Here is a 22,573-nt window from a genome sequence, read left to right as displayed (position 1 = left end):
CTTTCCATATTTCGGTTTTTATTATTTATCTTTGCATCTGTTAATGTAAAAACGGATATATATGAGCAAACTGATAAAGCCTGAAGGATATAAGGCACTGCTTGATATGAAACGCACGGAGCAGGGGATAAAACTTATAAAGGATTTTTTTCAAGAGAATCTTTCTACTGAGTTGCGCCTCAGCCGTGTCACAGCACCGCTCTTCGTCTTGAAAGGTCTCGGAATAAACGACGATTTGAACGGAGTGGAACGTCCTGTCACGTTCCACATAAAGGATCTTGGTGAGGCGGAGGCAGAGGTGGTACACTCGCTGGCAAAGTGGAAACGGCTCACTCTGGCGGAATATGGCATAGAGCCGGGATACGGAATCTATACCGACATGAATGCCATACGCGCGGATGAGGAACTGGACAACCTGCACTCGCTTTATGTGGACCAGTGGGACTGGGAAGCTGTGATAACATCCTGCCAGCGCAATGTCGGGTATCTGAAGAATGTGGTGGAGCGCATTTATTCAGCCATCCTACGCACAGAGTATCTCACGTGTGAGACCTATCCGGAGCTGAAACCGTTTCTGCCGGAGAAGATACACTTCATACATAGTGAGGATTTGCTCGGAATGTATCCGTCTCTTTCTCCTAAGGAACGCGAGGATGAGATATGCAGGAAATATGGTGCGGTGTTCCTTATGGGTATAGGCGGAAAACTGTCGGACGGGAAGAAGCACGATGGACGTGCGCCGGATTATGACGACTGGTCTACACCTACAGACGACAGACATGCCGGTCTGAACGGTGACATACTGATATGGTATCCGCTGTTGGGCCGTTCTTTTGAATTGTCGTCAATGGGAATAAGAGTAGACAGAGAGGCGTTGCTGCGCCAGCTTGCTCTTGAAGGCAAGGAGGACAGAGCGCAATTGTATTTCCACCGTCAGCTGCTTGGCGGGAAACTGCCGCTCAGCATTGGCGGAGGTATAGGGCAGAGCCGTCTGTGCATGCTGCTGCTTCACAAGGCTCACATAGGTGAGATACAGGCAAGCATATGGCCTGAGGATATGCGTGAAGAGTGCCGTGAGGCAGGTATGCCGCTCATTTGAGCCGAATCATCAGACTTGATACGCATTTTGTGCTGCTGTCATACGGATTTGTTTCTGTTTTTATCGTGGATTTGGATGACAACATCGGTAAAACATGAAAGACAATATGACGGCAGCAGAGAGCCGGAGGAATGGGCGGATGGCAATAAAAAGTGGATTTACGATTGGCTTTCCAATGCCCGATTTTTATATGGAGACAAGGAAAACACCTGCTGTTTATGTATGGTGTTTGTACGATATAATATGAGAAAGACAGCAGAAACGTGTGCGTCGTTGCGTCGTTTCTGCTGTCTTTTATCATGTCGGCTGTTTGTCAGGCAAGCTCAAGATTGAGTGTGGCGCACATTTTGTCGACGATGGGGTTTTTCTTTCTCATTTCATCGAACATCTCTTTAGGAGTGAGCATCGGGCCGACTTCCTCAGCCTTTGCCAGCTTCAGCTCTATCTGTATGTTTCCGTTGTGCAGGGCCTCTGCCAGCGTAGCGCGTATCCGCCCTTTTATCTCATTCACCTGATCGAGCAGGTTCTGATTGTCTACAGTAAGCTCAATGTTGGGATGTCTGGTGATGCGTGGTGTCATGTTGCGCATGCGTGACGCAAGACCTATCATCTTTGGCGGCATCCGCTTGCACATGGATAGCCATTGCAGTTCGAGAAAGTCCTGGTCGAAAGTCTCGTTCTCGTCTTTGTTTTTTACCTCCGGTTCCTTTACGGCTTTTATTTCGGTTTCCGCTTTTTTTATTCCGGCAAAAGTTATTCCGATGTTGTCAAGCTTCAGTTTTTTTGTCATCGGATTCGGTTTGACAGACTCTTCCGCTGTCGGCTCACTGGCAATGGCAGCCGCTTCAGCAGTCCGTTCTGTCTTATAACTGAGCTTTTTCCCCGCCACAGCCACCTGCTGAGCCGCTTTTGGACGGGACATGACAATGTTCTTAAACAGGGATTTCAGTCGCTTGGGGCTACGCCCCGCGCCCGGTGTGTCGTCGTCGGGCTGCGTTATTTGTGCCACCTGTATGAGTGTCAGTTCTACAAGCAGCCGTTTATTGCTGCTCTGACGGTAGTTGATGTCACACTCGTTCATTATCTTCAGTGCCTTGTATAGGAATTTCATCGGACATTTTGCCGCCTGTTCCACGTATTTCTGTCGCTGCTTCTCGCTTACTTCGAGCAGAGTGACAGTCTGCTTGTCCTTAGCCATAAGCACGTTGCGCATGTGTGCGGCAAGACCTGTTATGAGGTTGCCTCCGTCAAATCCTTTGGCAATTATGGAGTTGAGCAGCATCATTATGTCTGTCACCTTGTTCTCGAAAGCAAGGTCGGTGATGCGGAAATAGTTGTCGGAGTCAAGCTCATTGAGGTCTTCTATTATCTTCTGATATGTAATGTTGCCCTGACTGTAGCTCGCTGCCTGGTCGAATATCGACAGTGCGTCGCGCATGCCTCCGTCCGCTTTCTCGGCTATGAGTGCAAGAGCTTCCTCCTCATAAGTTATGCCTTCCTTCTCAGCCACCATTTTCAGATGGTCGATGGTGTTCTGTACGGTCATCCGTTCAAAGTCGTATATCTGGCATCTGGAGATGATTGTCGGCAGAATCTTGTGCTTCTCTGTTGTGGCAAGAATGAATATCACATGTGCTGGAGGTTCCTCAAGAGTCTTCAGAAATGCGTTGAACGCTGCGGTGGACAGCATGTGCACCTCGTCTATGATGAACACCTTGTAGCGTCCCACCTGCGGCGGTATCCGTGTCTGGTCCATAAGCGACTTGATGTTTTCCACAGAGTTGTTGCTCGCGGCGTCAAGTTCGAAGATGTTGTATGATCTCTGTTCGTTGAAGGCACGGCAACTCTCGCACTCGTTGCAAGCCTCTCCTTCGGCAGTGGGGTGCATGCAGTTTATTGCCTTGGCGAATATTCTGGCACATGTGGTCTTGCCGACACCTCTCGGACCGCAGAACAGGTAGGCGTGTGCAAGCTTACCGCTCTTTACCGCGTTTTTCAAAGTTGTGGTGAGAGCGGATTGCCCTACAACCGAGTCAAACGTTGCCGGTCTGTATTTTCTTGCCGAAACAATGTATTCTTCCATACGGTTAGTGAAAATATTTTATTTGTTTTTATATGTCGTATTATGTTTTTTTATTGTATTCATTCAGTGCAAATGCGATGCGGGCTGTCGCAGTGCTGACTTGCTTTTTATTGTCGAACCGCCGCTTATCTTATGCAAAGATAATGCAAATGAGTGGAAAGAGAGCTTGCTCTTAATTTCCCGAGTGCAGCTTATCTTATGCAAAGATAATGCAAGATGAGTGCAACGTCAAGACAGGAAAACGCAGTTTTACTGGGCTTGACACTGCCGAACCGATGCTTATCTTATGCAAAGATAGTGAAAGGCTGGCGCATTGCAAATTAAAAAGTGTTGTTTTTTCTATATTCGCAGATATTGTACTGTATACGGTATTATGCCAAATCAGAAGAGGAAAAATAAATAACTGATTCTTTATAATCTGATGCTATAGATATGGATTACATCTGAGAACCGTTATAATATCGGTTAATTTGGAAAGGCAGCTTATACATATTATATATATAACCGTTTTATGTAAAGTTATGTTTTTTTTTACATCATAACTGGTCAAAAATGATTTTTTTTAATTAAGTTTGCATCCAAATAATCATTAATGAAACGTTTAGTACCAATAATCAATCTCATCGGACACTATAAATATGTCATTACGATAGTAGTGGGAGTGTTGGTCGTGGGCTTTCTTGACGAGAACAGTTTCGTCAGGAGGGTACAGCTCGAATTGCAGATAAGCGATATGAATGCGGAGATTGAGAAATACCGCTCCATATACGAGTCTGACTCAAAACAGCTCAGAGAGCTGAGGACAAATCCTGAAGCCTTTGAGAAAATTGCCCGCGAGCGTTATTTCATGAAAGCCGACGATGAGGACATATATGTGCTGAGCGATGACAGTAAACCGGAAACAGATAACGATGAAACAGTTGAGTAGGACTCAGAATATAATATTCCTTGTCGGAGGACTGCTGATGGTGGTGGGAGCAGGATGCTTCGCCTTTATGTGGCAGCAGGAAGTAATGTGCTGGATTTATCTTGCAGGTGCTGTGATGTTCGCCACGATGCAGATGATGCAGACATATGAAGGCAATAATATCACTGTGAGGAGGCTCAAGAAAATAATGACAACGGCAGACATCTTCTTTGTACTGTCCGGTATTCTTATGGTTGATAATGCATACAGGTTCATGCAACAGGTATTCACAAACTATGTGGCGTATTTCCAGTATGTGTTCAACAAGTGGGTGTTGCTTCTCCTTGTGGCGGCTGTCCTTGAGATATATACAATGCACCGCATTTCTGCAGAGTTATCCAAAGAATGACAGTATGCTGAAAAAAATCTATAAAAGATAACCTATATCATTTAAATAGAGTAAAAAAAAACTTGAACTTCAATAATACATATTATCTTTGATTCCGCAGATGTAAAACCGCTGATTCTATGAACAAATTGATATCTTACTTTTTATTTATTGTGCTTTTTTCTTCTTGTGCGAACACATACGATATTCAAGGCACATCAAATGTTTCTACACTGGATGGAAGGATGCTTTATCTGAAAGTCCTTAAAGACAACGAATTCAAGAGTCTTGACTCATGCGATGTGGTGCACGGGCAGTTCAGATTCTCTGGAACGTTCGATTCTGTGTGTATGGCAAACATCTTTATGGATGAGGAAAGCATTTTGCCGCTTGTTCTTGAAGACGGAGATATAACAATAAAGCTGAACACCACACAGCAGACTGTCAGCGGAACACCACTCAATGACGAACTTTTCAAGTTTTTCAGCAAATACAGCCAGCTCAATAACCAGAAAGCCGAACTGCTCCATACGCACGACAGGGCGATAATGGACGGCAAGGACATGGATGAGGTAAATGCGAAGCTGATGGTAGAGGCGCAGAAACTTTCTGTGCAGGAAGACAAGCTTATCACCACATTTGTGACAGAGAACTTCAACAATGTGCTTGGACCGGGTGTGTTCTTCATGGTCACTGCCGGACAGCGTTATCCGGAACTGACTCCATGGATAGAGGACATCATGAGCAAGGCAACCGATAAGTTCAAGAATGATGCGTATGTAAAGGACTATTATCGCAAGGCTCAGGAAAACCAGGCGATAATGAACGGTATGAAGGACGCGCCTGAGGCAGAGGCTGCCATGTCTGAAACGCCTGCGCCGGACGCGGCTCCTACACCCAACGAACTGGCTAAACCGGCAGACAAAAAATGAAAACACTGATATATGGCGGCATAATCGTTAACGAAGACAGGAGCCATTATGGCTCGCTGGTGATGGAGAACGATGTTATTGCCGAGGTAATAGAAGGTAAGGAAATTCCCTGTGGCAACTATGATAGGAAGATAGATGCCACAGGGCTTTTTGTCTTGCCCGGGGTGATAGATAGCCATGTGCATTTCCGCGAACCGGGTCTTACTGCAAAGGCTGACATTGGTACGGAAAGCGAGGCTGCGGCATACGGAGGGATCACGACGTTTTTTGATATGCCCAACACTGTGCCTCAGACGACATCTGTTGATGCTCTCGACGCTAAGTTCAGAATTGCGAGGGAGAAAAGCCATGTGAACTACAGTTTCTTCTTCGGGGCTACCAACAGCAATACAGATGCATTGCAGACGCTCGACCGCCATGTCGTGCCGGGTGTGAAACTGTTTATGGGGGCAAGTACAGGCAATATGCTCGTTGACAGCGACGACTCTTTGCGCAAGATATTCAGTAACGCCACAATGCCGGTAATGGTGCATTGTGAGGATACCGGCATGGTAAATGCCAATATGACTGAGGCAAAGTCGCGCTACGGCGATGATCCTGATGTGGCTCTGCATCCGCTTATCCGCAGCGAGGAGGCATGTTACGCCTCGTCATCACGTGCCGTCCGGATGGCGCGTACTTACGGCACACGACTGCACGTGGCTCATGTCAGTACGGCGAAAGAGCTTGAACTGTTCGGTCATGACGGCAACATCACTGCCGAGGCAGTCATTGCCCATCTGTTCTTCAGCGATGAGGACTATGCCCGTCTTGGCACAAGGATAAAGTGCAATCCGGCTGTAAAGACCGCCTACGACCGCAGTGAGCTGCGCAAAGCCCTCTCTTCAGGAGCCATATCCACCGTAGGTACTGATCATGCTCCGCATCTTCTCAAAGACAAGGAGGGCGGATGTGCGCGTGCCGCATCAGGTATGCCGATGATTCAGTTCTCGCTTGTCACGATGCTCGAACTTGTCGATAATGGTGTGCTGGACATGGAACGGCTTGTCAGGCTGATGTGTCATAATCCGGCGGATATATTCGAGGTGAGAGGCAGAGGTTATCTGCGCAAGGGTTATAAAGCCGATATCGTGCTCGTAGCCCGCGACCGCCGGTGGACAGTGACCGGTGATACGGTCAGAAGCAAGTGCGGATGGAGTCCGATGGAAGGGCATACATACGACTGGCGTGTGGTGAAGACAATCTGTAACGGACAGGTTGTCTACGATGACGGAACGTTCTATGACAACATTCGCGGTGAACAGGTGATGTTCAGATGACAGCATTGTTTGAATATAATATAAACGATGTCAGACCCTACATAAACTGGGTTTATTTCTATCATGCGTGGGGACTGTCCGGTAAACCGGCAAGTGAGAAGGCTGCATTGCGCTCAGAGGCGGAGGCGATACTTGCTGGTTTGGGTGATTTTTATCACACGCATGCCGTTTTCGGTCTGTTCCCTGCCAACAGTGATGGCGATGACATCATAATAAACGGAGTACGCCTTCCTTTCCTGAGGCAGCAAAACCGTAAGGCGGATGGTGAACCTAACCTGTGCATGGCAGACTTTATCCGTCCTCTGTCGTCCGGAGTATCAGACAGAATAGGTGTTTTCGCTACATCTGTCGATGCGGGAATGGAGAAATATCATGGCGATGACGACTATCTGAAAATGATGTCGCAGACGTTGGCTGACCGTCTTGCTGAGGCAACGGCAGAGAAACTGCACGAAGACGTGAGGCGTCGTTACTGGGGATATGCAGAGCATGAGAATCTGTCCGTCAGTGAGATACTGAATGCCGGATATTGCGGAATACGCCCTGCGGTGGGCTATCCTTCAATGCCGGACATGAGTCTGAATTTCATTCTGTCAGAACTTGTCGATATGCCTAAGATAGGAATACGTCTGACCGAAAGCGGAGCTATGCAGCCTCATGCGTCTGTATCGGGTCTGATGCTGGCACATCCCAAGGCTGTCTACTTTGATGTCGGACGCATTGGTGAGGACCAGTTGCGCGACTATGCGTCACGCCGCGGCATACCGGTAAGGATGATGCGCCGTTTTCTTTCAGCCTGTTTGTGATATGTAAGAAGTGTTGATTATATAAAAGTGATTTTATAGTGATAGCCAGGATATATATATTTATTGTATTGGCAATAGTGTTGCCAGATGTCTACTTGTATGTCCGCTATCTGCGACACCGTACCGATCTCGGAGTCTTCCAGCATATGTTGTGGTGGGTTCCGGGCATAATCATGACGGCATATACAGTCGGTCTCTCGCTCATAAGAGATTTCGCACCTGGTAATATGATGTGGCTCAATGTCTATCTGTTCATGTGCGGTCTTGTCATAGTGCCCAAACTGCTGTTTGTCACATGCTCATCCGTCGGGCTTCTTTTGCGGCGGCTGTTCTCGCTTAGGCGCAACTGGGGCAACTTCGTTGGCATAGTGCTCGTGCTTTTCTCTTTATACATGCTCATCTACGGTTCCACTGTAGGTGTCCGCAAGTTCACTGTCAGACATGTCAGTCTCTATTTCGACGATCTTCCTCCGGCTTTCGACGGATACAGGATAGTGCAGTTCACCGACCTCCACGCCGGTTCTGTAGAGGCGGAGGTCCTCGAACGCACTGCGGAGACCATCAACTCGCTTGATGCCGATGCTGTGGTCTTTACCGGTGACTTGCAGAATATGCTGCCGGACGAACTCCGCCATTATGGCAGAGAATTGTCTTCGCTGAAGGCAAAAGACGGAGTATTCTCTGTGCTCGGCAATCATGACTACAGCTTATATGTGAAAGCCGATACTTCTGTCTGCAATGCCAACGAGCGCAGGCTCATCGCTCTTGAGCGCGGTTATGGCTGGACGCTTCTTATGAACGAGCACAGGGTTATACGCCGCGGTTCCGATTCCATCGTCATTGCAGGTGAGGAAAACGGAGGCAAAGCCCCTTTCCCTAAAAAATCCGACCTTAAAAAGACGCTTGCAGGAGTATCGTCTGACGCCTTCATCGTGCTTCTACAGCACGACCCTTCCGCATGGCGACGTTACATATTGCCATGTTCGGATGTACGCCTCACACTCAGCGGTCACACACATGGCGGACAGATAAGCATGTTCGGCTATCGTCCCACGCAGCTTTCAGGCACAGAAGACAGCGGACTATACCGTGAAGGCAACCATTTCCTGTACGTATCTACAGGCGTAGGCGGTCTGGTGCCGTTCCGGTTCGGGGTCACTCCCGAAATAGTTGTTTTAACTTTGCATAAAATAAAGTAAACAATAAAGTCATACATGAAGTATTTATATCGAGTCTATCAGCTGTGCGTCGCACTTCCCCTTATCGCAGTTCTTACAGTGCTTACTGCCGTTACGGTGATTATAGGATGTCATGTCGGTAACGGACATTTCTGGGGCTATTATCCCGGAAAGTGGTGGTCGTGGTTCATTGTCCGCATCTTGCTTCTTCCGGTTAAGGTGGAAGGGCGTGAGAATCTCGACAAGAACAGTTCTTATGTGTTCGTTTCCAATCATCAGGGAGCGTTTGACATCTTTCTCATTTACGGATTCCTCGGACGCAATTTCAAGTGGATGATGAAACGCCAGTTGCGCAGCGTTCCGTTTGTAGGAAAGGCGTGCGAGGCTGCCCACCACATATTTGTGGACAAACGCGGTCCGAGCAAGATACGCGAGACCTACGACAAGGCGCGCGACACTCTTAAGGACGGCATGTCGCTCGTTGTATTTCCGGAAGGAGCGCGCACGTTCACCGGTCATATGGGCGTGTTCCGCCGTGGTGCGTTCATGCTTGCCGATGAGCTGCAGCTGCCTGTCGTGCCTCTCACCATCAACGGTTCGTTCAACGTCATGCCCCGCACCCGAGACATGAAATGGGTCTGCCGCCATTCCTTGCGTCTGACCATTCATAAACCAATCATGCCGATGGGGCAGGGACCGGAAAACATACGCCACGCGGAAGAGACAAGCTATGATGCCGTGATGTCAGGGCTTGTGCCGGAGTATCAGGGCACGGTGGAGAATCCTGATCAGTGACCCGACTGGCGGTAAAAGCCTTGGTGACGCACAGTTTATTTCATAATATAAACTTATTTTATGACGCTACAGCCACATACTATGGTTTTTTTTGTGTAAGTTTGCAGTGTCAACAAGAAGGATATTAGGATGAGTCACAGTGACAGTGTAATAATTATACCTACATACAACGAGAAAGAGAACATCGAGAAAATAATCAGGGCGATATCCGCTCTTGAGAAATTCTTCCATATACTTGTTATAGATGACGGCAGTCCGGACGGCACTGGGACAATCGTCAGGCGGCTTATGGATGGAGAGTTTTCCGACCGCCTTTTCATCATTGAGCGTTCCGGAAAGCTCGGACTGGGCACTGCTTATATCACAGGATTCAAATGGGCACTGCGTCACGACTACGAATACATCTTTGAGATGGATGCCGATTTCAGCCATGACCCTGCCGATTTGCCGCGCCTTTATGCCGCGTGCCACGATGAGGGCTACGATCTTGCCATCGGCTCGCGCTACGTTAGCGGTGTCAATGTCGTTAACTGGCCTATAAGCCGTGTGCTCATGAGCTATTTCGCGTCACGCTATGTGCGTTTCGTCACAGGTTTCAAGGTGCACGACACCACAGCAGGCTTCAAGTGCTACCGCCGTCGTGTGCTCCAGACAATACCGCTCGATGAGGTGCGCTTCAAGGGATACGGATTTCAGATAGAGATGAAATATACGGCGTATAAGATAGGTTTCAGGATAAAAGAGGTGCCGGTCGTTTTTGTGAATCGCCGTGAGGGGACGAGCAAGATGAGCGGAGGAATCTTCGGCGAGGCTTTCTTCGGCGTGATGCGTCTGCGCTGGGACGGCTGGTTTAGAAAATATCCGAAGATAGCAGAATAATGAAGATAAACGATATAAAGTCAGTATACGGCGCATTGCCGCAGTGCGGTGCCGTGCTTCAGGCTTTGTCGGGCGACTCTGTACGTACGCTTTTCCTACAGGGACTTTCGGCTTCGGCTGCTCCCGTTTTGTTTTCAGCCATTGCAGAGAAACTCCGCAAGACAGTAGTGTTCATCCTTCAGGATGCTGACGAGGCAGGCTATTTCTATCATGACCTTACGCAGATAGTGGGGCAGGACGACGTGCTTTTCTTTCCGTCCTCCTATAGGCGTGCGGTGAAATACGGTCAGCGCGACGCTGCAAACGAGATATTGCGCACTGAGGTGCTCAGCCGTCTGTCGCGCCGGAAGGAAGGGAAGAGGACTTCGTTATACATCGTCAGCTGTCCGGAAGCCGTGAGCGAGCTTGTGGTCTCCAAGACACGGCTCGACGAGCGCACGCTTACTCTTACAGCCGGACAGACCGTCGACCTTGTCGAGATACAGCGAATGCTGCGTGAGTTCGGCTTTTCTGAAGTCGATTATGTCTATGAGCCGGGACAGTTCGCCGTGCGCGGCAGCATAATGGATGTCTATTCCTTCAGTTCTGAATGGCCCTTCCGTATAGATTTCTTCGGCAATGAGATAGAAACAATACGCACGTTTGAAGTGCAGGACCAGCTGTCGCGCGACAGACGCGACACCGTAGAGATTGTGCCCGAACTGACACGCACGGCAGACGAAAAAATGCCTTTCACCTCGTTTCTTCCCCCCGACACGCTTCTTGTCGTTAAGGATATGCTTTATCTGCGCGAGACTGTCGGGCGTATATATCAGGAGGGCTTCTCGTCTCAGGCAATAACCGAGCGGCTTGAGGGAGCCACCGAGGCTGAGCAGGCTGAGATAATGCGCGACATGCGTCGCGACAACCAGCTTGTCAGCGGTACGCGTTTCTCAGAGGAGATGTCATCCTTCCGCCGCATAGAGATAGGCCATAACGCCACGGGCACGCCTGATGCCACCATCTCGTTCAACATCACTCCGCAACCGCTTTTCCACAAAAACTTCGATCTTCTCACACGTTCGCTCGAAGACTACCGCCTTATGGGCTACAAGCTCTATATCCTTGCCGACAGCGAGAAACAGACAAAGCGTCTGCGCGACATCTTCGACAGCGACGAGATAAAGGCGCGTGACTATGACATAAAGTTCGAACCGGTGGACAGGACACTGCACGAGGGCTTCGCCGACAACGACCTGCGCGCATGCTTCTTCACCGACCATCAGATATTCGACCGCTTCCACAAGTACAGCCTGCGCAGCGACACGGCGCGCTCCGGCAAGATGGCTCTCACTATGAAAGAGCTTCAGGAAATGGAGCCGGGCGACTTCATCGTGCATGTGGACTTCGGCATAGGCAAGTTCGGTGGACTTGTCAGAGTGCCTGCCGGAGACACATACAAGGAGGCAATACGCATCATCTATCAGCGCGGCGACATTGTGGATGTGTCTATACACTCGCTTTACAAAATATCAAAATACCGTCGCAACGGAGCCGGAGACCCTCCACGCCTGAGCACACTCGGCACCGGAGCGTGGGAACGTCTGAAAGAACGTACCAAGAAACGCATAAAAGACATAGCGCGCGATCTGATAAAGCTCTATGCCAAACGCCGTCATGAGAAAGGCTTTGCGTTCAGTCCTGACACGTTCATGCAGCATGAGCTTGAGGCAAGTTTCCTGTATGAGGACACTCCCGACCAGATAAAGGCGACGCAGGAGGTAAAGGCAGACATGGAGAGTCCGCGTCCCATGGACCGTCTGGTGTGCGGAGATGTAGGTTTCGGCAAGACAGAGGTGGCAGTGCGCGCCGCTTTCAAGGCGGCATGCGACAGCAAGCAGGTGGCAGTGCTCGTGCCTACCACGGTTCTGGCTTTCCAGCATTATCAGACCTTCCGCGACCGCCTGCAAGGGCTTCCTGTGCGCGTTGACTATCTCTCGCGTGCGCGTTCGGCAAAACAGACACGTCAGGTGACAGAAGACCTGAAGGCTGGAAAGATAGACATACTTGTGGGAACACACAAGCTTATAGGCAAATCGGTGGAGTGGCACGACCTCGGACTGCTTATCATAGATGAGGAACAGAAGTTCGGAGTGTCTACCAAGGAGAAGCTGCGCAAGCTCAAGACCAATGTGGACACGCTCACGATGTCTGCCACACCCATTCCGCGCACCCTGCAGTTCTCGCTCATGGGAGCGCGCGACATGAGCATCATGCGCACACCGCCTCCCAACCGTTATCCCATACAGACAGAGCTTGCCACTTACGGGCATGAGATAATAGCCGACGCCATAAACTTCGAGATGAGCCGCAACGGACAGGTTTATTTCGTCAACGACCGCATATCAAACCTGCCGGAGATTGCAAACCTCATACACAAATATGTGCCTGACGCACGTGTGGCGATAGGACACGGACAGATGAACCCCGACGAGCTGGAGAAGATTCTCATGGGATTCATGAACTACGACTACGACGTGCTGCTCTCCACCACAATCGTGGAGAACGGCATCGACATATCCAATGCCAACACGATAATAATAAACGACGCCCACCGCTTCGGTTTGTCAGACCTTCACCAGATGCGGGGCAGGGTGGGACGCTCCAACCGCAAGGCGTTCTGCTACCTGCTCGCGCCTCCCAAGTCGGTGCTCACACCGGAGGCGCGCCGCCGACTTGAGGCTCTCGAGACATTCTCCGACCTCGGCAGCGGATTCAATCTTGCCATGCAGGACCTTGACATACGCGGTGCTGGCAATCTGCTTGGAGCCGAGCAGAGCGGATTTATGGAAGACCTCGGCTATGAGACCTATCAGAAGATTCTCAATCAGGCGGTCACCGAACTGAAGAACGACGAGTTCGCCGACATGTATGCCGAGGAGATTGCCGGAGGCAGACAGCTCACCGGTGACGACTTTGTGGAGGACTGCGCCGTGGAGAGCGACCTTGAGATGTATTTCCCCGACACCTACGTACCGGGCAGCAGCGAGCGCATGCTTCTCTACCGCGAGCTGGACAACATCGCCGACGACCGCGAGCTGGACGACTACCGGAAGAGACTCATCGACCGTTTCGGTCCTGTGCCGCATGAGGGAGAGGAACTCCTGCATGTGGTGCCGCTGAGGCGTCTCGGCAAACGCCTCGGATGTGAGAAGCTCATACTGAAGCAGGACAGCATGCGTATGCAGTTTGTCTCCAACACGTCAAGCGCCTACTACAAGAGCCGGGCTTTCGACAAGGTGCTGCGTTACATTGCAGGCAATCCGCGACGCTGCAATCTGAAAGAAATCTCAGGCAAGCACATAATGATTGTCACTGGCGTAAGGACTGTGGGTGATGCCGTGGCGGTATTGCGCGAGATAGACTCCCAATAATGACATTTCCTGTAATCATTCTTCACTGAGCCTGTGCTGAAAAGGCTTCTTGTGACTGCATTGTAAAATGTTGTAAATTTAAATTTATATGATGAAAACTGATATAATCAAATGCCTCCTACCCATTGTCTTTGTCATCGTTCTGGCATGAGGATGTAAAGACAAACGTCAGCGGGCGATAGAGCTTAACGACAAGGGAGTGGAACTGATGATGACTTTAGTTCCGGACACACTGGAGATGGCTCTTGAATTGTTAGACAAGGCTATAGCTACCGATTCCACTTTGATTACTCCTTACTTTAACAAGGCAAATTGTCTGATTAATCTGAATAGGAAGATGGAAGCTATCAGAACTTATGAGAGATATCTGCATATAACAGACAATGTCGAGGAAATTGCCAGTGTTCTGTTTAATGTGGGTAAGACTTATGACGGTATTGGTGACAGTATTAAGGCTGACGGTTACTACCGCAGGATTTTGAATATGGAATCCTTATTGATGAAGAGTGCCAAAGGGAATCCGCATATGAAAATGTTTCTTATCATTATAAAACATTATATGCATATGGACAAGGAAGCAGAGGAGGAATTTAATATATTATATGAGAAACATAAAGCTGATGTTGATTCAATGACGTGGAATCGTTATCGTGAAGTATTGAAAGTGGATAGGATGTGTCATTACGTAGTACGTAGAATCCAGTGACAGCTTTTTATTGATGTAGTCCGCTACATCTTTGATAAAGCTTAATACAATCCGGCTGACAGCAGCAGCACGGAAGAAGGATGAAGAGCTGACAATAAACCTTAAATGTACAATCAGCATTCTAATGACCGATTTGGGTTTAATACTTCTTATACGGACGTGTCCCTGCGTTGACCGGCTTTTTCTGTTTTATGTCATAGTCGGTTATAGCCGGACGCCTTCCCTCGTTCACGATGGTCTGTGAGTATTTCCTGCCGAACCGGTTGGTGAAGACCACCTTTATGGTCTTGTATCTTCCGTTGGGCTTTGCCCTGAAGAGGTGTCCCGTCTTGCACATCTGTGCGGGCAGAGGTTTTGTGCGCATGAACATCTCATCGTCGTCGCTGGTCTGTTCCATGCGCCCCATGTACTTGCCGTCCTGATACCATGCCACGCGGCAATGAGGGTCCCAGTCCCATATGTTGGCAACGACATATTTGCTCTGCGTGCGGAACTCGCCTGGCTTGTAAAGCCGCATCTGGTAATCAGTCGGGCGGTTTGTCGCCTTGTAGCTCCATTTTATGGCTGTCCCGCTGATGTCGGCTATCAGATAGCCGTTGGGTGCTCCGCAGCGGTTCATGTTGCTTGTCCACCATGCTCCGCACGCGGCTCCGATGTTGTGCTGGTAGAGTAGTTCGGTCACCTCCACGTTCTCGTAGAAATGAGTGTGCCCGCAGAACACGTGCACGTTGCGTCCGGCAAGCACCTCCTTCAGCTCTTCGGCATTTGTTATGTTGTCCTGCTTCTCGTTGGTGTTCCATGCCGGAGCGTGCATGTTTATCAGGATGAGCGCGCTGTCGGGCACGTAGCTGAGGTCTTTCTTCAGCCATTCCATGTCGGCAGGCATGATAGTCTCCTCATATTTGTGGCTTCCTCTGTAGCTGATATTGTTTATTGTCACCACATGAGCCTTGCCTATGTTGAACGAATAGTTGAGTGGTCCGAACTGCCGGCAGAAGTTCTGTTCGGCATAGCGCGTCGCCCCGGGCTGCATGTTTGCCGCTCCGGCATACGCCTTGTTGAAGTCGTGGTTGCCGATGCATTGGAAAACGGTCATCCGGTCGTTGAGCATGGTCGTGGCGAACTTGCTGAGAAAGGTCATGTTGTCGAATACGAGGTCGCCCAGCGTCACCGCCACAACCTCTCCTGTTCGCCTTAGCGAGTCAGCGCTGTGCATGATGTCCCTCATCGTCTCGGTCGTCCAGCGTTTCATGTCGTCGTGAGTCCGTACTTGCGGATCGGATATGGCGATGTAGTGGAAGCGCGTCGCGGGTTTTTCGCGCCGGTGCAACACGAACACGTTCTGCTCATCACTCATAGCCGCCCGCACGTCTTTATAAAAACCGTGTGCCAGTCCGTTTGCAGCCGGAAGCGCGTATCCGGACGGTGTGCTTATGCTGATGAATCTGCATGCGAGTGTGTCTGTCGGCAGGGTCCATGCCCCTTTTCTGTCTGTTGTGGTGAAGTTGATGCCGTTGTTCACCACTACGCCCTTTATGCCACGTCCTGCCTCGTCTTTCACGTATCCGGTGATGGACACTGAGGTGGTGTCTCCGGCTTTCATGCTCATGAGTCCCACAGTCAGGAAAAGGTATAACAGCAGTTTCTCTTTCATATCCTTATGTTTTTATGTGTGTTCTTTTCTGTTTCGGGAAAACATGATGGCGGTCTCCTGCACGTTTTACCGGCACATGCTTGGTGACATGGTGTGGATGTGCCACTTTCCCTTTCTTTCCCGCGCGTCGCTTATCTTTTACAAAGATAGTGCAAACGAGCGGAATGAAAGCTTGCTTTCAAATTCCCGAGTGCAGCCTATCTTATACAAAGATAGTGCCAGTGAGTGGAAAGAGAACTTGTTCTCAGTTTCCCGAACGCAGCTTATCTTATACAAAGATAATGCCAGTGAGTGGAAAGAGAACTTGTTCTCAGTTTCCCGAGCGCAGCTTATCTTATACAAAGGTACAGATTATTTTTTTCAAAACATTTTCTTTAATGTTAAGATATTGTCTTTCTCGCATAATGCTCTGTCCGCGACAGTTCGACGGTTGCACTTATGCGTACTTTCAAGTATTTTTATGCACTTATGAAAGTAAAAAATATTGACAGCTGAGATTATCAGAAGAGAGACAGAGAAACAGTGATATGTGTATGTAAAACGTATTCATATTCATTTTCGGCTCATGAAAAACACTGTCGCGGCACGGAAGAGCCTTTCCTGCATTGCAGGAAAGGCGTTGTTGTGGTGTGGCAAAGCCTGTTTTGTGGTGCGGAAAAGGCTTTACCGGACTGCGAAACGGGCTTTATGAGAGGACGGCAAAGTGTAGGAAAACAATCTGTAGGGTGTAAACGGCTGAGTAACAGGGTGTTGGCATATGTGCTCAAAACTCCGGAATTTGCTACAAATCGGATTGTTGTGAGCCACTGCGGCATTCTCGTGAAGTTGACGTTGGTATAATATTCACCTTTGGTAATACATATTGTATATTTGTATTATGAATAAAACGTCTGCTATCGGGCATTCCACAGATGCGATGAAAACAGTAATGATAAAGCGTTGAGGCTTTCTTATAGGATGATGATGCTGACGCACGGGCACCGCTCACCGCATGCCGTCGTGACGCCTTATGATGAAATGTCCCAGTCTGTGGCTCACTCCTTTGCGCCCGAGAGAGCGGAGCACATACATCCCCTCAGGCAGACGGCTCACGTCGGCAGTATTGCCTTTGTATTGCCGCGTGGCTACGATGTCGCCCTGCAGCGTCTCAATGGTGACAAAAGATGCGTCGAGTACGTTGCTCTTCTTTGGCAGGCTGAGCCGCTTTCCGTCGCATTCGAGTAGTCCGTCGGGCAGTCTTGCTGGCGTCGCGTCGCAGTCAGTGTGTTTCTCCTGAAGCGGTTTGCTCTCGTTGCCGTAGCGGTCTGTTGCCGTCACGGCATAGTAGCGCGACGGGTCGCGAGGTATTATTATACCGGTCTTGCGCAGTCTCACCATGACAAGGTTGCGCGCGTCATCAGTGTTCACCGGATATTCGCGCGAGCAGTACACATTATACATTATCTTGGTGGTGTCCCTGTCTGTCGGCAGCCACGACAGTCTTTCCACGTCTCCCGCGTGACTGTCGCGGCTCAGCGACGACGGCGGTTCCGGCTGGGCGGTGCTCTCCCATGTCATCGGCGGTATGAGGGCAGGGTAGCGGCAGAACGACTCGCGTGCGAAAGAGTATATGCCTTTCACGTTGTCGGTGAAGAACTTGCTGCGGAAGTAGGCGTGCCCCATGCCGTAGTGGCGCAGTGTGAGCATCTCGCGCGTGATGTCGGAGAGCGGCCAGTCTTTCTCACGCGGTGACATGAAGTATATGCCAAGTCCCGGAGCCACGATGCGTCCGTAGCTCTGCTCGCTCCAGTCGAGGGCGAAAGGATAGAACTGGTTGCCCCGGAAATACATCATCGGGAACAGTGCGTCCATAAGTCCGTCGCGCAGCCAGCCCTGTGCGTCCTGGCAGACACGTTCGTAGGCGTTCCATCCGAAACTGCTGAACCTGCTCAGGTCCTTATATTTTCCTATGGGCGAGCAGCTCATCTTTACCCATGGCTTCATCGATTTCACCCTGTGGCTTATGGCTCTCACTATGTTTGTGATGTTGGCGCGTCCCTGCTTACGCGACACCTTCATGGGCCACGTCTCGTGATAGCGGATGTAGTCGAGGTGTATGCCGTCAATGTCGTAGTTGGCTGTTATCTCGGCGCAAAGGTCTGCCAGATATTCGGCTGTCTGTTGTTTCTCAGGGTTCATGTATCCTTCCGCTCCTATCTTACGTACGAGTCCGGGATGGCGTTTGCGCAACCTGGCACATCCGGCGGAGTTCCATTTGCCTACCGGTATTGCCACCACCCATGCGTGAAGCTCCATGCCCCGGCTGTGACACTCGTCAATGGCGAACTGCAGTGCGTCGTATCCGGGACTCTTGCCCGGCTTGCCCGACAGACATCCGTCCCACGGCTCGTATGCCGAGGGATAGATTGTCGTGGCTCTGATGCGCGTCTGCAGCAGAACGGTGTTTATGTTGGCGCGCTGCAGACGGTCGAGTATGGCGCGCAGCTCGTCCTTCTGCCGTTCTATGGAACGTGCTGAGCCTGCATGGCTGTGCGGCCAGTCTATGCCGCCTATTGTTGTGAGCCATACGGCTCTTACCTCATATTTGGGTTGTGCGGCGGCGGTGAGTGCCGCAGTGATTATTGTCAGCAGAATGGTGAAAAGTCTGTTCATCTGATGCGTTCTTTAAAATGGTATGCCGGTGTCGCGGCTGCCGTGCGCTATTGTGTATGTTTCTGCAAATGATATTCATTTGTTCTTTACAATGATAATTCAAGGCGGGTGTGGCTGCAAGACGTTGAAACTGAGTTTTACCGTGCTTGATATTGCGGAGCCGCCGTTTATCTTTACATAAGATAAGCCGCACTCGGCAATGTGAGAGCAGACTCTCATTGCGCTCGTTTGCATTATCTTTATATAAGATAAGCTGCACTCGGCAATGTGAGAGCAATCTCTCATTGCGCTCGTTTGCATTATCTTTGACAAAGATAATTATATTTTTCGGTTTCTCAAATATATTGTGTATTTTTGCATCGTAATGGCTTCCTTATGCATACCGGCACATCATTAGCCGGAGTAGTAAGGCAGGTATTGCACCTTGTGGGTATGCCCCATATTTATTGATAATGTTATTTTTATTATTATGAGAAAGAAATTGATTGCGATGATTGCGGCCCTCTGTATGGCCGTTACGGCAAACGCTCAGTTTGAGCAGGGTAAAGTGTATCTCGGCGGTTCGCTCACCGGTCTCAACCTCAAATACTCGGGTCTAGACGAGCTGAGCCTCGGACTGCAGGCGCAGGCTGGATATATGTTTGACGACAACCTCATGCTGCTCGGACATATGGCGTATGACCATAGAGGCGGAAAGGCGTCAGACGACCGACTGAGCGTAGGTGTGGGCGGCCGTTACTATATAGAACAGAACGGAATATACCTCGGTGTGAACTGCAAGTACATACACGGCAGTCATGGCTACAACGATGTCCTGCCTGGCGTTGAGGTGGGATACTCGTTCTTCCTGAGCCGCACCGTTACGGTGGAGCCGGCGATATACTACGACCAGTCGTTCAAGAAACACAGCGATTTTTCCACAGTAGGACTGAAGATAGGCTTGGGCGTATATCTTTTCACAGACTGATATATGGACAGCTCATATCCGTCCCTGCTTTTGGACAAGGCTGTGGGAGAACTGGCAAAGCTGCCGGGCATAGGACGAAAGACTGCCCTGCGGCTTGCTCTTTATGTGCTCAGGCAGAGCACGGAGGATGTGGACAGACTGGCGTCGTCGCTCTCGGAACTGAGGCATGACATAAAATACTGCCGCCTGTGCCACAACATCAGCGACGAGGACATCTGCCCGATATGCTCGGACAAGCGCCGCGATGCGTCAACGGTGTGCGTGGTGGAGAACATACGCGACGTCATGGCTGTGGAGAACACGCAGCAGTATGACGGTCTGTATCATGTGCTCGGAGGCATCATATCACCGATGGACGGCATCGGACCGGGCGATCTGGAGATTGACTCGCTTGTGGAGCGCGTGAGGGCAGGCGGAGTGAAGGAGGTGATTCTTGCCCTCAGCTCGACGATGGAGGGCGACACCACAAACTTCTATATATCACGCAAGCTCGCCGGTGAGAATGTGAAGGTGAGCGTCATAGCACGCGGCATATCCGTGGGGGACGAACTTGAGTATACGGATGAGGTGACACTCGGAAGGGCAATACTCAACCGCACGACAGTAGTTAACGAAAAATGAGACATACGCAACGACTTCTAATGGGCACATTTCTCACGGCAATAGGCGTGGGACTTGTCATTGTGACGCTTTTCGAGACTGATATACTGCCCTGCGGCATAATGATATCTGAGGACAAAAGCATAGAGTTTGTGACGGCTTTCACGATGGAGTTTCTCACCATATGCATAATACCGGTGGCGATGAGGCTGTTCCGTTTCAGGCGTATCGGCAGAAAGCTTACTTCAGCAGAGTCACTGAAGGTGTGGGGAATGACGCGGCTTCTCATGCTGTGTGTGCCGATGGTGCTTAACACCGTACTTTATTATATGTTTATGAATGTTGCTTTCGGATATATGGGCATAATCCTTTTTCTATGCCTGTTTTTTATCGTGCCGACCAGGGAACGCTGTATGTCGGAGATAAACGCGGAAGCGTAAAACTGTAGATGCATTGAAACTGTCTGTAATAATAGTCAGCTACAACGTAAAGTTCTATCTCGAACAGTGTCTGCACTCGCTCAGGAAAGCTACCGAAGGCATGGAGTGCGAGATTTATGTGGTGGACAACCATTCGCGTGACGGTTCGGTGGATTATCTCTCATGCCGTTTCCCGAAGGTCAGGATAATAAGCAGCAACCGCAATCTCGGGTTCGCGCGCGCGAACAATCTTGCCATCAGGCGGTGCTGCGGAGAATATGTGCTGCTGCTCAATCCGGACACCATTGTCGGCGAACACACCATAGCGGACGTGATAGACTTCATGGATGAACATCCGAGGTCGGGAGCTGTGGGGGTGAGGATGGCTCAGTGTAACGGTGCCGACGCTATGGAGTCGAGGCGGGGCATACCGACGCCAATGACGGGTTTCTACAAGATGTCGGGTCTGTGCGCGCGTTTTCCCAAGAGCAGACGCTTCGCACATTATTATATGAGTTATCTGTCGTGGGACAGACCTGAAAGGATAGAGGTGGTGAGCGGCGCTTTCTGCATGCTCAGACGCTCGGCTATAGACAAGGTGGGTGCGCTCGACGAGGATTTCTTCATGTATGGTGAGGACATCGACCTGTCGTTCAGGCTCATAAAAGGCGGATTTGAGAACTGGTATGTGCCCTCGCGCATATTGCATTATAAGGGTGAGAGCACGCAGAAGTCGTCTTTCCGATATGTGCATGTGTTTTATGGCGCAATGCTTATATTCCTGAACAAGCATTACGGCAATATGAGACTGCTGCTTAGCATCCCCGTGAAGTTTGCTATATACGCAAAGGCTCTGGTAGAGCTCGGACGCATGCAGATGAACAGACTGAGAAAGAGTCTCGGCTTTTTTGTTGTAAACAACAGGAAGGATCCGTCTTTCGTGTTCCTGGGCTCGCGCAGGGCGATGGCTCAATGCCGCAACATTGCCAGGAGGAAAGGTCTTGAGGCGGTGTTCTATGAGCGCAATTCCACGGATAATCCAGAGGGGCATCTGGGGCTTGACCTTCCGAAGAACAATATAGTGTATGTTGTGTATGACGTCGATGCCTATTCTTATGATGACATCCTCAACATTTTTGCAAAGGGAGTGGAGGACAATGTTTATATAGGAACATACAACAGCCATACCCGGATTATAATTACTCCTGAAGAGATATTCAAATGAGCACCGCGAATGACTGTAAGCCGTCCGTGAGACTGAGGGCTATGGAGCCGGAGGATCTTGACACTCTGTATCAGATGGAGAATGATGTGGAGATATGGAATGTAGGCACTACGAATGTGCCATACTCAAGGTATGTGCTGCATGACTATGTGGCGAATGTGGCGGGAGACATATATACTGACAAGCAGGTGAGGCTGATGATAGAGGATGAGAACGGCGTTACGGTGGGTATGGTGGATCTTGTTAATTTCAGTCCACAGCACAGACGGGCAGAGCTGAGCATTGTAGTGAAAAAGGAAAAGCGCCGGTGCGGATTTGCCACGGCTGCTGTGAACCAGATAAGGAAATATGCTCTTGACATACTGCATCTGCATCAGATATATGTGATTGTGGACAAAAGCAATGTCGCGTCGGTGGAGTTGTTCAGGAAAATGGGATTCAGGGAGCAATGTGAACTTGCCGACTGGCTGTTTGACGGTAAAAACTATAAGAATTCAATAGTGATGCAAAGTTTTTTATAAAAAGTCTTCTTATTATTTGGCAATAAAAAA

At 49.7% G+C, this 22,573-nt stretch carries 19 protein-coding genes; 16 read left to right on the top strand and 3 right to left on the bottom strand.

From position 1 onward, the window contains the following. Positions 1 to 61: 61 nt before the first annotated feature. The gene (gene asnA, locus BN4609_RS06595; protein WP_068855774.1) at positions 62 to 1,099 is read left to right on the top strand and encodes an aspartate--ammonia ligase; all 1,038 of its coding nucleotides are present in this window, start codon (positions 62 to 64) and stop codon (positions 1,097 to 1,099) included. 313 nt (positions 1,100 to 1,412) lie between these two features. Here the strand turns inward: asnA and BN4609_RS06590 are convergent, their stop codons facing one another. Further along, the gene (locus BN4609_RS06590) at positions 1,413 to 3,182 is read right to left on the bottom strand and encodes a DNA polymerase III subunit gamma/tau (RefSeq protein WP_068855773.1); all 1,770 of its coding nucleotides are present in this window, start codon (positions 3,180 to 3,182) and stop codon (positions 1,413 to 1,415) included. Between the two features lie 592 nt (positions 3,183 to 3,774). On the opposite strand from BN4609_RS06590, the gene BN4609_RS06580 reads away from it, so the two are divergent. The 10 genes from BN4609_RS06580 to BN4609_RS06535 all read left to right on the top strand — a co-directional run bounded on the left by BN4609_RS06580 (position 3,775) and on the right by BN4609_RS06535 (position 14,505). Beyond that, a complete protein-coding gene (locus BN4609_RS06580; protein ID WP_021993885.1) occupies positions 3,775 to 4,110 on the top strand; it encodes an FtsB family cell division protein in 336 nt (111 codons plus the stop codon). Beyond that, positions 4,094 to 4,498 (top strand): hypothetical protein, encoded by a 405-nt coding sequence (locus tag BN4609_RS06575; RefSeq protein ID WP_068855771.1) that lies wholly within the window; start codon positions 4,094 to 4,096, stop codon positions 4,496 to 4,498. Before BN4609_RS06580 ends, BN4609_RS06575 begins: the two co-directional genes overlap by 17 nt. Before the next feature lie 119 nt (positions 4,499 to 4,617). Continuing rightward, positions 4,618 to 5,409 (top strand): DUF4369 domain-containing protein, encoded by a 792-nt coding sequence (locus tag BN4609_RS06570; protein WP_068855770.1) that lies wholly within the window; start codon positions 4,618 to 4,620, stop codon positions 5,407 to 5,409. After that, positions 5,406 to 6,728, top strand: coding sequence for a dihydroorotase (locus BN4609_RS06565; protein WP_068855769.1), 1,323 nt, complete (start codon positions 5,406 to 5,408; stop codon positions 6,726 to 6,728). The genes BN4609_RS06570 and BN4609_RS06565 overlap by 4 nt, the downstream gene beginning before the upstream one ends. Next, entirely contained in the window at positions 6,725 to 7,534 is an 810-nt protein-coding gene (locus tag BN4609_RS06560; protein WP_068855768.1) for a vitamin B12 dependent-methionine synthase activation domain-containing protein, read from the top strand. The genes BN4609_RS06565 and BN4609_RS06560 overlap by 4 nt, the downstream gene beginning before the upstream one ends. A 38-nt stretch (positions 7,535 to 7,572) precedes the next feature. Further along, positions 7,573 to 8,733 carry a metallophosphoesterase gene (locus tag BN4609_RS06555; RefSeq protein WP_068855767.1) on the top strand — a complete coding sequence of 387 codons (1,161 nt, stop codon included), beginning with the start codon at positions 7,573 to 7,575 and terminating at the stop codon, positions 8,731 to 8,733. A 15-nt stretch (positions 8,734 to 8,748) separates the two neighbouring features. Continuing rightward, positions 8,749 to 9,507 (top strand): lysophospholipid acyltransferase family protein, encoded by a 759-nt coding sequence (locus tag BN4609_RS06550; RefSeq protein ID WP_068855766.1) that lies wholly within the window; start codon positions 8,749 to 8,751, stop codon positions 9,505 to 9,507. A gap of 129 nt (positions 9,508 to 9,636) precedes the next feature. Beyond that, the gene (locus BN4609_RS06545; RefSeq protein ID WP_068855765.1) at positions 9,637 to 10,386 is read left to right on the top strand and encodes a polyprenol monophosphomannose synthase; all 750 of its coding nucleotides are present in this window, start codon (positions 9,637 to 9,639) and stop codon (positions 10,384 to 10,386) included. Then, complete coding sequence (gene mfd / locus BN4609_RS06540) at positions 10,386 to 13,799, top strand: transcription-repair coupling factor (RefSeq protein ID WP_068855764.1); 3,414 nt, start codon at positions 10,386 to 10,388, stop codon at positions 13,797 to 13,799. The genes BN4609_RS06545 and mfd overlap by 1 nt, the downstream gene beginning before the upstream one ends. Positions 13,800 to 13,998: 199 nt before the next feature. Further along, positions 13,999 to 14,505, top strand: coding sequence for a tetratricopeptide repeat protein (locus BN4609_RS06535; protein WP_068855763.1), 507 nt, complete (start codon positions 13,999 to 14,001; stop codon positions 14,503 to 14,505). A 139-nt stretch (positions 14,506 to 14,644) separates the two neighbouring features. On the opposite strand, the gene BN4609_RS06530 is transcribed toward BN4609_RS06535, so the two are convergent. Together BN4609_RS06530 and BN4609_RS06520 are read right to left on the bottom strand one after the other, a co-directional pair. Next, complete coding sequence (locus BN4609_RS06530; RefSeq protein ID WP_068855762.1) at positions 14,645 to 16,159, bottom strand: calcineurin-like phosphoesterase C-terminal domain-containing protein; 1,515 nt, start codon at positions 16,157 to 16,159, stop codon at positions 14,645 to 14,647. A 984-nt stretch (positions 16,160 to 17,143) separates the two neighbouring features. Next, complete coding sequence (locus BN4609_RS06520) at positions 17,144 to 18,811, bottom strand: glycoside hydrolase family 10-like protein (protein WP_068855760.1); 1,668 nt, start codon at positions 18,809 to 18,811, stop codon at positions 17,144 to 17,146. Positions 18,812 to 19,280: 469 nt separating this feature from the next. On the opposite strand from BN4609_RS06520, the gene BN4609_RS06515 reads away from it, so the two are divergent. Genes BN4609_RS06515 through BN4609_RS06495 form a run of 5 tightly spaced genes read left to right on the top strand, consistent with a single transcriptional unit; the run spans position 19,281 to position 22,543 of the window. Beyond that, a complete protein-coding gene (locus BN4609_RS06515) occupies positions 19,281 to 19,778 on the top strand; it encodes an outer membrane beta-barrel protein (protein WP_068855759.1) in 498 nt (165 codons plus the stop codon). A 3-nt stretch (positions 19,779 to 19,781) separates the two neighbouring features. Further along, positions 19,782 to 20,399: a recombination mediator RecR gene (gene recR / locus BN4609_RS06510; RefSeq protein ID WP_068855758.1), complete on the top strand. Its 618-nt coding sequence runs from the start codon at positions 19,782 to 19,784 to the stop codon at positions 20,397 to 20,399. 20 nt (positions 20,400 to 20,419) lie between these two features. Further along, positions 20,420 to 20,818, top strand: a complete 399-nt coding sequence (locus tag BN4609_RS06505; protein WP_241033222.1) for a hypothetical protein — start codon at positions 20,420 to 20,422, stop codon at positions 20,816 to 20,818. Between the two features lie 13 nt (positions 20,819 to 20,831). After that, complete coding sequence (locus tag BN4609_RS06500) at positions 20,832 to 22,022, top strand: glycosyltransferase family 2 protein (protein WP_068855756.1); 1,191 nt, start codon at positions 20,832 to 20,834, stop codon at positions 22,020 to 22,022. Continuing rightward, positions 22,019 to 22,543, top strand: a complete 525-nt coding sequence (locus tag BN4609_RS06495) for a GNAT family N-acetyltransferase (RefSeq protein ID WP_068855755.1) — start codon at positions 22,019 to 22,021, stop codon at positions 22,541 to 22,543. Before BN4609_RS06500 ends, BN4609_RS06495 begins: the two co-directional genes overlap by 4 nt. Positions 22,544 to 22,573: the final 30 nt, after the last annotated feature.

This window comes from Leyella lascolaii (assembly GCF_900079775.1).
Lineage (GTDB): Bacteria > Bacteroidota > Bacteroidia > Bacteroidales > Bacteroidaceae > Prevotella > Prevotella lascolaii.
This window is presented reverse-complemented; position numbering and strand designations above follow the sequence as displayed.

Coding starts and splice junctions, on each gene's coding strand:
- asnA (WP_068855774.1), top strand. CDS start 62: ATGAGCAAACTGATAAAGCCTGAAGGATATAAGGCACTGCTTGATATG.
- BN4609_RS06590 (WP_068855773.1), bottom strand. CDS start 3,182: ATGGAAGAATACATTGTTTCGGCAAGAAAATACAGACCGGCAACGTTT.
- BN4609_RS06580 (WP_021993885.1), top strand. CDS start 3,775: ATGAAACGTTTAGTACCAATAATCAATCTCATCGGACACTATAAATAT.
- BN4609_RS06575 (WP_068855771.1), top strand. CDS start 4,094: ATGAAACAGTTGAGTAGGACTCAGAATATAATATTCCTTGTCGGAGGA.
- BN4609_RS06570 (WP_068855770.1), top strand. CDS start 4,618: ATGAACAAATTGATATCTTACTTTTTATTTATTGTGCTTTTTTCTTCT.
- BN4609_RS06565 (WP_068855769.1), top strand. CDS start 5,406: ATGAAAACACTGATATATGGCGGCATAATCGTTAACGAAGACAGGAGC.
- BN4609_RS06560 (WP_068855768.1), top strand. CDS start 6,725: ATGACAGCATTGTTTGAATATAATATAAACGATGTCAGACCCTACATA.
- BN4609_RS06550 (WP_068855766.1), top strand. CDS start 8,749: ATGAAGTATTTATATCGAGTCTATCAGCTGTGCGTCGCACTTCCCCTT.
- BN4609_RS06545 (WP_068855765.1), top strand. CDS start 9,637: ATGAGTCACAGTGACAGTGTAATAATTATACCTACATACAACGAGAAA.
- mfd (WP_068855764.1), top strand. CDS start 10,386: ATGAAGATAAACGATATAAAGTCAGTATACGGCGCATTGCCGCAGTGC.
- BN4609_RS06530 (WP_068855762.1), bottom strand. CDS start 16,159: ATGAAAGAGAAACTGCTGTTATACCTTTTCCTGACTGTGGGACTCATG.
- BN4609_RS06520 (WP_068855760.1), bottom strand. CDS start 18,811: ATGAACAGACTTTTCACCATTCTGCTGACAATAATCACTGCGGCACTC.
- BN4609_RS06515 (WP_068855759.1), top strand. CDS start 19,281: ATGAGAAAGAAATTGATTGCGATGATTGCGGCCCTCTGTATGGCCGTT.
- recR (WP_068855758.1), top strand. CDS start 19,782: ATGGACAGCTCATATCCGTCCCTGCTTTTGGACAAGGCTGTGGGAGAA.
- BN4609_RS06505 (WP_241033222.1), top strand. CDS start 20,420: ATGGGCACATTTCTCACGGCAATAGGCGTGGGACTTGTCATTGTGACG.
- BN4609_RS06495 (WP_068855755.1), top strand. CDS start 22,019: ATGAGCACCGCGAATGACTGTAAGCCGTCCGTGAGACTGAGGGCTATG.